This window comes from Chryseobacterium glaciei (assembly GCF_001648155.1).
Taxonomy (GTDB): domain Bacteria; phylum Bacteroidota; class Bacteroidia; order Flavobacteriales; family Weeksellaceae; genus Chryseobacterium; species Chryseobacterium glaciei.
The window spans coordinates 4,381,226-4,393,407 of the sequence record NZ_CP015199.1 but is presented as its reverse complement, the minus strand read 5'-3'; the positions used below and the strand labels follow the sequence as shown (position 1 = coordinate 4,393,407).

Below are 12,182 nucleotides of genomic sequence, written 5' to 3'. Positions count from 1 at the left end.
TGTGCTTAAATTTTTATTTCAAATTTAATTGCAATTCCAAAGCTGAAAAAGGCAAAAAAAGAATTCATTTCAGTTTTATTACATAGTAAATTTAGCTATTATTTTAATACGAAGTGTAAATTTAATGTTAAAATTCACAAGTTATCAACAATTTTTTGTGGATAACTTGTTAGCTAGTTTTCATTAAGATATTTTAGCACAAAATCGGTCAGCGCTTTTCTTTCTTCTTCACTTCCTTTATTATCCATTTTTCCGTGATTGATATTGGTAAATTGTACCGTAATATGATATTTTTCCTGCTCTCCTTTTGTAGGTAAAACGCCTTCGTCAGCAGGATAATCATTAGAACGTAACGTATAAACTTTTGGAATTGATGTTCTTGGAAGATACATTCTTCTGTTATCCATCGTAATAATTTTATAGACCATATCCGGATGTTTATTGGCAAATAAAGCAGTCATGTCAGCTCCATTTGAATGTCCGATCATAGTTACATGTTTATAATCGAGTTCGGGCTTAGACTTTTTTAATTCATTCAAAACAAATAAAATATTTTCTGTACCGCGTTTCCAGAAAGGCATTCTTACAACTTGTGGAATTCCACCGGAAGGAATTAATTCATCCGTTGGTAATTCATGCTGAATACTCACTACAAAATATCCCTTGGAAGCTAATTTTTCCGTGAGATAAGAATACAATAAATAATCTCCACCGTGATTCGCACCGTATCCGTGACTGAAAATAATAACCTGCTGATTGGCGATTTTTTTATCCGTTTTCGGACTAAAATAGGCTACAGGAATTTTTCTGTTCCTTGATTGATCAAGCATTGTAAGCGTATCTAGCTTTACTTCATAATTAAGATTTGGTTCGATATTCTTTTTTGAAGAACAACTGAATATGAATACAGTTAATAAAAGAAAAGAGAGTGTTTTAAGTTTCATGGTTATGGTAAAAATGTTTTTTGGAAGTCCTAAAGATTATATTAAATTTTAAAATCAAAGATAAAGCTTTCTATATCACGAAAAAAGTCCTAATTTTATTCCATTAATATCTCTTTATAAATATTACAATTTATTCAAGCACAATTTCTTTTGGCTTGAAACTTTAAGGTTCAAATTTTCTGAGCCCAAATAATCTATTACATTAAAATTAAAAGGTAAAAGCACATCGCTGTTTTATGGCTTGCTAATTACCACAAATAAAGAGATCATTATGAAAACAAATAAAATTGCCGTTATTGGTGGAACAGGAAAATCCGGAAAATATCTTGTTCAAAATCTTTTAGAAAAGGGATATCCCATCAAATTATTACTTCGAAACCCTGAAAATTTCACCTTAAAAAATCCTTTGATTGAAATCATAAAAGGCGATGCAAGAGATTTTGAAGCAGTTGATCAGCTCATCAAAGATTGCAGTGCTGTGATCAGCAAAATTGGACAGCCAATAGGAGAGAAGTCAATATTCACAGATGCTACAAAAAATGTGATACAGTCGATGAATTCACACGGAATCACAAGATATATCGCCATCACAGGTCTGAATGTTGACACGCCTTTTGATCATAAAAATGATAAGGTAAAAATGGCAACAAACTGGATGTATGAAAACTACCCAAAAACAACAAAAGACAAACAGGATGAATACGAAATTCTTGTAAACTGTAAACTTGACTGGACGTTAGTAAGACTTCCATTGATCATTCCGACTTCGGATAGTTTTCCTGTAGACACAAGTTTAGAAGATTGTAAAGGAGAAAAAATCAGTGCTACAGATTTATCTGAGTTTTTGGTTTCTCAGATTGAGGATACAACTTTTATTAAACGAAGTCCGTTTTTGTATAATATTTAATTTTTCTAAACACGAATTTCACTAATTCTTTCACAAATAACACAATTTTAAAGCTCTTAGAAAATATTTTTTTTATTAAAACACAATAAATTAATTTGTGAACATTCGTGAAAAATATTTGCGCTATTAGTGTTTAAAACAAAAAAAATAGAGCGTCAATTTGACGCTCTATTTATATTTTACTGCTCCAGCTTTTCTTTAATATACTTCGCTGTGTGAGACTTTTTATTTTTTGCTAATTCTTCCGGTGTTCCTGTGAAAACCACTTCACCACCGTATTTCCCGGCTTCCGGACCGATATCGATAATATGGTCGGCAGATTTTATAATGTCGGGTTGATGTTCAATAACAATCACAGAATGTCCAAGATCGATCAAAGCCTGTAAAGATTTCAATAATTTTTGAATATCGTGGAAATGCAAACCTGTTGATGGTTCATCAAAAATAAATAAAGTCTTGTCTGTGGTAACGCCTTTCACAAGGAAAGAAGCCAATTTTACACGCTGCGCCTCACCTCCGGAAAGAGTAGAAGAGCTTTGTCCCAACTGTAAATATCCCAAACCAACTTCTTGTAAAGGTCTTAATTTGGTGACGATCTTTTCTTCTTTATTTTCTTTGAAAAATTCTAGTGATTCATCAACCGTCATGTGAAGAATATCTGAAATGTTTTTCTCATCGAATCTCACTTCCAGAATTTCGTTTTTAAAACGGGTTCCTTTACAAACTTCACATTCAAGCTCGATATCTGCCATGAACTGCATCGAAACATTGATCACCCCTTCACCTTTACATTCATCACATCTTCCGCCGTCAACGTTGAAAGAGAAGTGTTTAGGCTTGTAACCCATCATTTTTGATACTTTCTGTTTAGCAAAAAGATCTCTGATGTCGTCATAAGCCTTCAAATACGTTACAGGATTTGAACGGGATGATTTTCCGATAGGATTTTGATCAATTAATTCAATATTTTTGATTAATTTTTTCGGGAATTCTACAGAGTCGTAATCTCCTTTTTTTCCGCCCATTCCAAGCTGAATCTGTATGTCATTCGTAAGAATTTCTTTCATTAAAGTAGATTTTCCACTTCCTGAAACTCCTGAAATTACAACCAAACTTTCCAACGGAACGTCAACATCTATATTTTTAAGGTTATTTTGTCTCGCACCTTTTATATGAATCCATTCTTTTGCTTTTCTACGTTTTGCAGGAACTTCGATTTCCAATCTTCCTGTCAAATATTTAGAAGTAAGCGTATCAGCATTTTTCAACTGCTTGTAATCTCCTGCAAATACCAGTTCACCACCAAGATAACCCGCTTCCGGACCAATATCGATGATATAATCGGCTGCTCTCATCACATCTTCATCATGCTCAACAACGATTACGGTATTTCCAAGATCCCGAAGATTTTTTAAAACACCAATTAAATTTTCAGTATCTCTTGAGTGTAATCCAATTGATGGTTCATCCAAAATATAAATTGAACCCACCAAAGAACTTCCTAAACTCGTTGCTAAGTTAATTCTCTGACTTTCACCACCGGAAAGTGTATTTGAAGTTCTGTTTATCGTTAAATATCCCAAACCAACCTTCAATAAAAACTCAATACGGGTTGTGATTTCGTATAATAATCTTTTCGCAACTTCTTTATCGTGATCAGACAGTTTGAAGCTTTCAATCAAAGGAAATAATTCATCTAAAGGAAGTTCAATAACCGATTGAATATTGTGACCGTCAATTTTTACCCAGCTCGTTTCTTCACGCAGTCTCAAACCTTCACAAGTCGGACAAAGCGTTTTTCCTCTGTAACGGGAAAGCATGACACGGTATTGAATTTTATATAAATTTTCCTCAAGCATTTTGAAGAAATTATTAAGCGATGGAAAACTGCTGCTTCCGTCACCTTTCCAAAGATAATTTTTCTGTTCTTTTGATAATTGATGATAAGGCTTATGAATAGGGAAATCCTTTGCTTTTTTAATGAAATCTTTCTTCCATTCGCTCATGGTTTCTCCTTTCCAGGAAGCCACTGTATCTTCAAAAATGGATAATGCTTTATTTGGAATCACTAAATCTTCATCAATTCCAATCACTTTTCCGTAACCTTCACAAGTCGGACAAGCTCCATAAGGATTATTAAAACTGAAAAAATGAACGTTGGGTTCAAGAAATTCCATTCCATCCAATTCGAATTTGTTGGAGAATTCTTTTACACTTTCTGTTTCAATATTTTTAAGGGCGCAATGACCTCTGCCTTCATAAAAAGCCATCTGGATAGAATCTGCCAATCTTTGAAGAAAACTTTCGTCCTCTTCGTAAGAAAAACGATCGATCACCAAATTGATGGCCATTCCTTTTTCGGGAACGAAACCAAAACTTTCCAGATCTTCAATTCCGGCAACGTTTCCGTTGATCTCCAGTCTTGTAAAACCTGCAACTTTTAAGACATTTAAAGTTTCATTGAAATTGGCAACGTCATATTCCAATGGGGTAAGCAATAAGAAAGAAGTATCTTTTTTTGATGATTTAATAAAATCTATCACATCCGTCACCGAATCTTTTTTCACTTCTTCACCCGAAACCGGAGAAAATGTTTTCCCGATCCTTGCGAATAAAAGTTTCATATAATCGTAGATCTCAGTAGAAGTTCCTACTGTAGAACGCGGATTGGAAGAAATTACTTTCTGCTGAATGGCGATGGATGGAGCTAAACCCTTAATATCGTCAACTTTTGGTTTTTCTAATTTACCCAAAAACTGACGTGCATAAGAGCTTAAACTCTCGACATATCTTCTTTGCCCTTCAGCATAGATCGTATCGAAAGCCAAAGATGATTTTCCGCTTCCGGAAACTCCCGTAATAACAATAAGCTTGTTTTTCGGGATTAATACATCTATATGTTTCAGGTTGTTAAGGTGTGCGTTTTTAACAAAAACCTGTTTTTTTATATCTATTTCTGTTGTTGAAGCCATAGTAAATTTAAGACTAACAAAATTACGAATTTTAAACGGAAAATTTTACCGAGAAATGTTTCATTATCATTCAAAGAATCTATTTAAATAGGATGCTGATTTTTAGGGCTGAAATACGTTACAAATTCAGAAGGAAAAATTAAACAATCATCAACCAAAAAATAATATTCATAGCATATCATTGAGCGCTAATGTTAAATTTTGCTATTTTCATCATGTTTTTTCATTTTGGTATTGTTTTGTATATTAAAATTATTTAAAATTGTATTCATAAATATGTAATATAGAAATGAGAAAATTATTCAGAGATCTAGTTACACATTTAATGAGAAAAAGATAGAATTTACTTCCCAAAAAGTCTAAAGATGCAGTTTTCTGCATCTTTTTTTTATGACAACTATCATTTGCCTGTCTTGATTATCTCTGTTATTTTTGGGCTTGCTAATCTGCAAAAAACTAACTGAAGATAATTCTGATAAGACATGATTAAAAAAGTAGGAAGTGTTTTTTTTCTTGGAACGATGCTTTTCGCTCAGGCACAGGAAAAAACAACCGATATTGATACCATCGCTGTACAAGGTAAATTTATTTCAACACCATATAAAAGTGCCAACCAAAATATTACCATTATTACAAAAGCGGATATTATAAATTCTCCTGCAAAAAGCATTGATGAAATTCTTCAGCAAATTCCCGGAATGGATATCAGAAGAAGAGGAGCGAATGGTGTACAGAGTGATATCGGTTTCCGTGGAAGCTCTTTTGAACAAGTTCTTTTGCTTTTAAACGGAATCAGAATGAATGATTCCCAAACAGGTCATAATTCTATGAATATTCCTGTAGATTTGGATGATGTTGAAAGAATTGAAGTGATAAAAGGCCCTGCAGCAAGGAGATTTGGTCAAAATGCCTATGCCGGAGCGATCAATATCATTACTAAAATAAATCTCGGAAAAAGAGTTAAAATTAGCGCTGAAGGTGGAGATTACGAAACCTATGGCTTAGGATTAAATGCAAGTATCGGAACTGAAAAATTCTCAAACTCCATTCAGGCTAATTCTGCTTCATCAGAGGGATATATGCATAATACGGATTATGAGATCAGAAATGTTTTCTATCAGAGTAGATTGGCTATAAAAGACGGAGATATTAAGTTACAGGCTGGTTTTTCAGAGAAAAAATTTGGCGCGAATGGTTTTTATTCGTCTCCGCTGGCAACTGAGCAGTATGAAGAAGTTCAGGCTTCTGTCGTAAGTTTGGCTCATCAGCAAACGTTTGGAAGGTTCAGATTAAACTCAAATGTATATTGGAGAAGAGGACAGGATATGTACCTTTTTAACCGTGAAAAACCTGAAATTTACAGAAACATGCACATCGGAAATAATGTGGGTGGTGAAGTAAATTCCAGCTATCAATGGGGGTTGGGAACGACTGGCATTGGTGTTGAATTGAGAAAAGAATTTTTGGCGAGTAATAATTTAGGAAACAGAAACCGTTTTGTTTCTCAGGTCTTTTTCGAACATCATTTTTCTTTATTAGACAAAAAATTAAATATTACACCGGGAGTTTCCTGGGCAAACTATTCTAATGAAGGAAATTTCTTCTACCCGGGACTGGATGTAGGCTATAACTTCGATCCAAACAATAAAATCTACGGAAATATTTCAAAAGTTCACAGAGTTCCGACCTTTACAGATCTTTATTATGTAAGTAAAACAGAGCAGGGAAATGTTAATTTAACTCCTGAAAGTGCTGTTTACTCAGAAATTGGATATCAGTTTCAAAATAAAAATATCTTAGCTAAAGTAAGTGGATTTTTAAGAGGAGCCAATAACTCTATTGATTGGGTTAAAGCTTCTTTAAATGATCCGATCTGGTATGCTCAAAATGTAGGAGATACAACTATAAAAGGAGTAGAAGCAGAGCTTGATCACCGAGTTTTAGATTGGTTAAAATATACTGTTGGATATACTTATCTTGATAATAAATTTAATGCTTCCAATGATTTTGTTTCAAGATATGTTTTGGATAACTTAAAACATCAGTTTATTGCTAAATTAGAAACAAAATTCCTTAAAAACTTTACAAACGAACTCGTTTACAGATACAACGACAGGCTAAATCTAGGTAGTTATAATCTTTTAGATGAAAAATTAAGTTTTGTTAAAAAAGACTTTTCTGTGTACGTTTTAATTAATAATGTTACCAATACAGAATACACTGAAACATTCGGTGTAAATATGCCTAACAGGTGGTTTCACGTTGGTTTCTCATACAATATCAATATTAAGTAAATGTTAACTGAGAATGAATTAAAGTTAATGTTACAAAATTGTTAATCTAATATTAATTCAATTACATTTGCAAAAATTTTTTTAGATGAAACTCTTTTTAAGTCTCAGTTTACTATTAAGTCTAACATTTTTTAAAGCTCAAGAACATATTTCAAGCTTCAATGCGCTGACCCTGACTTATAAATTTCATCCAAAATTTTTCCTATATGCGGAAGGTCAGATAAGAAGTATTGAAGATTATACTTATCCTGATTATTACGAAATAAAAGGTGGGCTAGGATATAATCTTACTAAAAATCACAAGCCTTTTGTTGGATTAGGAAGATATGCGACCTATAAAGACCACGCCATCAATAAGGAAGAATTCAGGGTATGGTTACAGGATGTGATTGACATTAAAAAAGGTGTAGTAAAATTTGAAAACCGTTTTCGTGTTGAGAAATCTTGGTTTCATGAACCTCAAACGGATAAAAATTCCCAAAGAATGCGTTACCGTTACCGATTGAATGTAAGTGTTCCTTTAAACTCAAAAGAGGTTAAAAAAGGAACGGTTTTCGCGAATGTGTACAACGAAATTTTCCTTGTAAGCCCGATGAAACCTACTTTCGCAAGGAATAGAGTCTATGCGGGAGGTGGTTATCAGATTGACAATAATTTCGGAATTGCAGCAGGATATCTTTGGCAAAGAGAATTTAATGCATCTGGAAACCAAAATTTTCATTTCATTTATCTTGCATTAAATATCAATATCGACGGAACAAACCATCCTGTGAAAACGTTTGATTATCCGGGAGCGGATTAAAAATAAATTTCTTTTTTTAACTGAAAATAAAACAAATCCTCCTTAGATTCAATAGAATGTAAGGGAAAATTATATTTTTAATATTTATCAACCAAATAATGATAAGCTTTTAAATATTTATTAAATCTTTTAATATCCTTAGGAAGAAGTTCGCGGTTTACTCTGCGAAGATCCATATTATCACGAAGGTCATTAAGTTTTACAGCTACAGCCAAAGGAGATCTTTCGGTTCTTTTTACAAAATCGTCATACTCTTCATCAGGATCGAATTTTGTAAGACAACTGATCGCGAAAATAATATATTCCGGAAAACCTTGATCTCGTAAATAATCCAAACTGAATTCTACAGGATGATCTTCTACAACGTCGTGAAGTACGCCTACGATCTTTTCATCCATTGTTTTACCATATTCCATCACTCGCATAACGTGAGCAATGTATGGAGCGTGATATTTGTCTGTTTGGCCTTTATGTGCCTTATCGGCTATTTTTATTGCTCTGTGAAGCAGATCGTCTTTTGTCATTTCAAATAAAAGTAGATCACAAAAGTAAAAAATATCTTCCATTCTTTTTCTTAAAAATTTTCTGTAATGGTATTTTTCTTTAAATAAATTTTAGCCAGTGAAAATTTTTTATTTCAATAAAAGAGATTTTTTTTATTAAAAAGCAATGTTATTAAAAATAATCTTTATTTTTGAGTTTAACAATAAAACTAAAAACTATGAAATGGTATTTAAAAGTATTAAAACAGTACGCTGATTTTGATGGAAGAGCTAGAAGAACAGAGTATTGGATGTATCTCTTATTCAATACGATTTTTGCAATTATAGCAGCGGTATTGGATAATGTTTTGGGATTGAAATTTACACCGGAAATCCCTTACGGATATATTTATTTGCTTTATGGATTGGCGACTTTTATCCCTGGTTTAGCGGTATTCATTAGAAGAATGCACGATATTGATAAAAGTGGATGGTGGTTTTTCATAGCTTTCATCCCAATTATTGGAGGAATTTGGTTATTGATACTTTGTGCTACTGAAGGAACTCCAGGAAGAAATCAATATGGAGTAAATCCTAAAGAAAACTTCAACGAAATTAATGAAATTGGACAAAAGCAATTATAATTAAAAAAAATCCCGAAAGTAAATTTCGGGATTTTTTGTTTTAGAAAATCTGTTTCAGTAAAATGGAAATTCTTTTCTTTAAAATTACTTTTTAGTAATGTCCTTTTTCAATATAATGGGCAGCTACTTTTTCAGTTAATGCCACTACATTTGGACTATTTGTATATTTTGTGAATCTTCTTAATCCAGAAAGCATCATTCTCTGTTCGTCACCTTCCGCAAAAGAAACAATTCCTTCTTTTGCACCAGCAATGATTTTGTCGATTGCTTTGTAAAGGTTTAACTGAGCCATTGCAGCTTCCACAGAATCAGCAGAGAAGTGTTTTTCAGCTCTTAATACTGCAGATTCAGCCATGTAGATCTGGTTAAGAATTTCAGAAGCATTTAATAATAAATGTTGCTGTTTTTCAACATCCATCATGAATTTTTGAAGAGCAGCTCCTGAAACCATTAAGAAAACTTTCTTAAGATTAGAGATAATTGCTTTTTCTTCACTCATAAATGCAGAATAATCAGGAACTTCGAATGACGGAATTCCCATCAATTCTTTGCTGATTGCCATTGCAGGAGAAAGTAAATCTAGTTCACCTTTCATTGCTCTTTTGATTAGCATTCCAACCGCAAGAAGTCTGTTGATTTCATTGGTTCCTTCGTAGATTCTTCCAATTCTTGCATCTCTCCATGCAGCTTCCATTGGAGTGTCTTCTGAGAATCCCATTCCTCCATAGATCTGGATTCCTTCATCGGCAGTATTTTGAGTAAGATCTGATACAAAAACTTTAAGAATTGAAGCTTCTACTGCGAACTCTTCAACACCTTTTAATTCAGCTTGTTGATGATCCATTCCTCCAGCAACTAATTCTTCAATCTTATCTTCAACATTTTTTGCTAAACGGTAAGAACCAGCTTCACTTACGAAAACGCCAGTTGACATTTCAGCAATTTTCTTTCTGATTGCTCCGAAAGTTGAGATTGCAACTCCAAACTGTTTTCTTTCGTTTGAATATTGGATAGAGTGGTTTAAGATTCTTCTTTGTCCGTCAAGGTTTGCTGCAGCTAATTTAATTCTACCAACATTTAATGCATTCAAAGCGATTTTGAAACCATTATTTCTTTCACCCAACATATTCTCTACAGGAATCTTCATATCATTGAAGAAAACCTGACGCGTAGAAGACGAACGAATACCTAGTTTATGTTCTTCTTCACCGAAAGTCAAACTTTCAGGATTCTCCAATTCAGAACGATTAATTACAAAACCTGTAATATTTTTATCATCATCAATTTTAGCAAACAAAGTGAAAGTATCTGCAAAACCTGCATTAGAAATCCACATTTTTTGTCCGTTGATGATATAATGTTTCCCATCTTCTGACAATTTTGCTCTTGTTTTTCCTGAGTTGGCATCAGAACCAGCATCCGGCTCTGTCAAACAATAAGCTCCGAACTTTGTTCCTGTCGCTAAATCCGGAAGATATTTCTTTTTCAATTCTTCACTTCCGTAAAGAAGAGTTGGAAGTGTTCCGATTCCTGTATGCGCTCCATAAGCTGTTGCTAATGAGCCATTTCCTCCAGAAACGTAATCGCAAGCCAACATCGTGCTTACGAATCCCATTCCAAGACCGCCGTATTCTTCAGGAACTGTGATTCCTAACAGTCCCATTTCACCTAATTTACGCATTGTTTCTTCAGTCAATGCATAATCTTTTTTCTCAAAACGATCGTGGTGTGGAATAACTTCTCTATCTATAAATTCTTTAGCAGAATCGCGAAGCATTTTTTGCTCTTCGCTTAGTTCTTCAAGGCTGAAAATTTCGTTTGCAGGAATTTCTTTAATTAAGAATTCTCCTCCTTTTAATATATTTCCCATTTAATACTTGATTTTTTCTTATTAAGGAAACCTTCAAGGTTTTAAAAACCTTGAAGGTTTAGTTTTTATTTTATTATAAGAGTTCAAAAATTGAAGCTGCACCTTGACCCGTTCCAACGCACATAGAAACCATTCCGTATTTGTTTCCACGTTTTCTCATTTCGTCAAGAAGTTGAACGGTTAATTTTGTTCCTGTACATCCAAGTGGGTGACCAAGAGCGATGGCGCCTCCGTTTACATTTAAGATATCAGGATTTAAGTCTAATTCTTTTTTGATGGCAACAGATTGTGATGCGAATGCTTCGTTTAATTCGATTAATTCAATATCTTTTAATTCTAAACCTGCTTGTTTCAAAGCTTTTGGAATTGCATAAATTGGTCCCATTCCCATGATTCTAGGCTCAAGACCTGCAGCTGCGTAAGCAACTAATCTTGCTTCTGGCTCCAATCCTAATTCTTTTACCATTTCTTCGCTCATCACCATTACGAAAGCTGCTCCATCACTCATTTGAGAAGAGTTGCCGGCAGTTACGCTTCCTCCGTTTTTAAATACTGGTTTTAATTTAGTCAAACCTGCCAATGAAGTATCTGCTCTTGGCCCTTCATCTACTGAAAAGTCAAACTTTTTAGTCTGCATTTTCTGGTTTTCGTCTAAGAAATTATATTCAACAGGAATCGAAACAATCTGGCTGGCAAATTTACCTTCCTGATTGGCTTTTAAAGCCTTCATATGAGATTCAAAAGCGAACTGATCCTGTTCTTCTCTTGTGATATTATATTGTTTTGCAACCTCTTCGGCAGTGTAACCCATTCCCCAATAATAATCAGGATTTGTTTTTGCAATTTCCGTTTCAGGAACAGGCTTATAACCACCCATTGGTATGTAAGACATTGATTCTGTACCACCTGCAATAATACAATCAGCCATTCCTGCCTGAATTTTTGCAGAAGCAATTGCAATCGCCTCACTTCCTGATGCACAATATCTGTTTACGGTAACTCCGGGAACTTTGTCTGTATTTAATCCCATTAAAGAGATCAAACGAGCAACGTTTAAGCCTTGTTCAGCTTCTGGCATTGCATTTCCTACGATAAGGTCATCGATTCTGTTTTTGTCTAATTGCGGAAGTTCAGCCATTAATTTTTCAATAACTGTAGCCGCCATTACGTCAGGACGAGTAAAACGAAGGGAGCCTTTTGGCGCTTTTCCTACCGCTGTTCTAAATCCTTTTACTATGTATGCTTGTTTTGACATTTTAATTTTGGT

General features: G+C 33.9%; 9 protein-coding genes. 4 read left to right on the top strand and 5 right to left on the bottom strand.

Annotated elements, in window-relative coordinates:
• Positions 1-173: 173 nt before the first annotated feature.
• Entirely contained in the window at positions 174-944 is a 771-nt protein-coding gene (locus A0O34_RS19855; RefSeq protein ID WP_066758611.1) for an alpha/beta hydrolase family protein, read from the bottom strand.
• Between the two features lie 271 nt (positions 945-1,215).
• Here A0O34_RS19855 and A0O34_RS19850 point away from each other — a divergent pair, with 271 nt between their 5' ends.
• Positions 1,216-1,851: an NAD(P)-dependent oxidoreductase gene (locus A0O34_RS19850; RefSeq protein ID WP_066758609.1), complete on the top strand. Its 636-nt coding sequence runs from the start codon at positions 1,216-1,218 to the stop codon at positions 1,849-1,851.
• Between the two features lie 179 nt (positions 1,852-2,030).
• Here A0O34_RS19850 and uvrA read toward each other — a convergent pair whose 3' ends face one another.
• Entirely contained in the window at positions 2,031-4,823 is a 2,793-nt protein-coding gene (gene uvrA / locus A0O34_RS19845) for an excinuclease ABC subunit UvrA (protein ID WP_066758607.1), read from the bottom strand.
• 482 nt (positions 4,824-5,305) lie between these two features.
• On the opposite strand from uvrA, the gene A0O34_RS19840 reads away from it, so the two are divergent.
• Both A0O34_RS19840 and A0O34_RS19835 read left to right on the top strand, forming a co-directional pair.
• Positions 5,306-7,117 carry a TonB-dependent receptor plug domain-containing protein gene (locus A0O34_RS19840; RefSeq protein WP_066758603.1) on the top strand — a complete coding sequence of 604 codons (1,812 nt, stop codon included), beginning with the start codon at positions 5,306-5,308 and terminating at the stop codon, positions 7,115-7,117.
• An 85-nt stretch (positions 7,118-7,202) separates the two neighbouring features.
• Positions 7,203-7,919 carry a DUF2490 domain-containing protein gene (locus A0O34_RS19835; protein ID WP_066758601.1) on the top strand — a complete coding sequence of 239 codons (717 nt, stop codon included), beginning with the start codon at positions 7,203-7,205 and terminating at the stop codon, positions 7,917-7,919.
• A gap of 77 nt (positions 7,920-7,996) precedes the next feature.
• Here the strand turns inward: A0O34_RS19835 and A0O34_RS19830 are convergent, their stop codons facing one another.
• Positions 7,997-8,443, bottom strand: a complete 447-nt coding sequence (locus A0O34_RS19830; protein ID WP_066759874.1) for a phosphohydrolase — start codon at positions 8,441-8,443, stop codon at positions 7,997-7,999.
• 197 nt (positions 8,444-8,640) lie between these two features.
• On the opposite strand from A0O34_RS19830, the gene A0O34_RS19825 reads away from it, so the two are divergent.
• Positions 8,641-9,045, top strand: a complete 405-nt coding sequence (locus tag A0O34_RS19825) for a DUF805 domain-containing protein (protein ID WP_066758600.1) — start codon at positions 8,641-8,643, stop codon at positions 9,043-9,045.
• A 91-nt stretch (positions 9,046-9,136) separates the two neighbouring features.
• On the opposite strand, the gene A0O34_RS19820 is transcribed toward A0O34_RS19825, so the two are convergent.
• On the bottom strand, positions 9,137-10,915 hold the full coding sequence (locus A0O34_RS19820; protein ID WP_066758599.1) for an acyl-CoA dehydrogenase family protein: 1,779 nt from the start codon (positions 10,913-10,915) through the stop codon (positions 9,137-9,139).
• A gap of 73 nt (positions 10,916-10,988) precedes the next feature.
• Complete coding sequence (locus A0O34_RS19815) at positions 10,989-12,170, bottom strand: acetyl-CoA C-acyltransferase (RefSeq protein ID WP_066759869.1); 1,182 nt, start codon at positions 12,168-12,170, stop codon at positions 10,989-10,991.
• Positions 12,171-12,182: the final 12 nt, after the last annotated feature.

Bases quoted from the DNA above. Each gene is read 5' to 3' on its own strand.
- A0O34_RS19840 (WP_066758603.1), top strand. From the start codon at position 5,306: ATGATTAAAAAAGTAGGAAGTGTTTTTTTTCTTGGAACGATGCTTTTC.
- A0O34_RS19850 (WP_066758609.1), top strand. From the start codon at position 1,216: ATGAAAACAAATAAAATTGCCGTTATTGGTGGAACAGGAAAATCCGGA.
- A0O34_RS19835 (WP_066758601.1), top strand. From the start codon at position 7,203: ATGAAACTCTTTTTAAGTCTCAGTTTACTATTAAGTCTAACATTTTTT.
- A0O34_RS19820 (WP_066758599.1), bottom strand. From the start codon at position 10,915: ATGGGAAATATATTAAAAGGAGGAGAATTCTTAATTAAAGAAATTCCT.
- A0O34_RS19815 (WP_066759869.1), bottom strand. From the start codon at position 12,170: ATGTCAAAACAAGCATACATAGTAAAAGGATTTAGAACAGCGGTAGGA.
- A0O34_RS19825 (WP_066758600.1), top strand. From the start codon at position 8,641: ATGAAATGGTATTTAAAAGTATTAAAACAGTACGCTGATTTTGATGGA.
- A0O34_RS19855 (WP_066758611.1), bottom strand. From the start codon at position 944: ATGAAACTTAAAACACTCTCTTTTCTTTTATTAACTGTATTCATATTC.
- A0O34_RS19830 (WP_066759874.1), bottom strand. From the start codon at position 8,443: ATGACAAAAGACGATCTGCTTCACAGAGCAATAAAAATAGCCGATAAG.
- uvrA (WP_066758607.1), bottom strand. From the start codon at position 4,823: ATGGCTTCAACAACAGAAATAGATATAAAAAAACAGGTTTTTGTTAAA.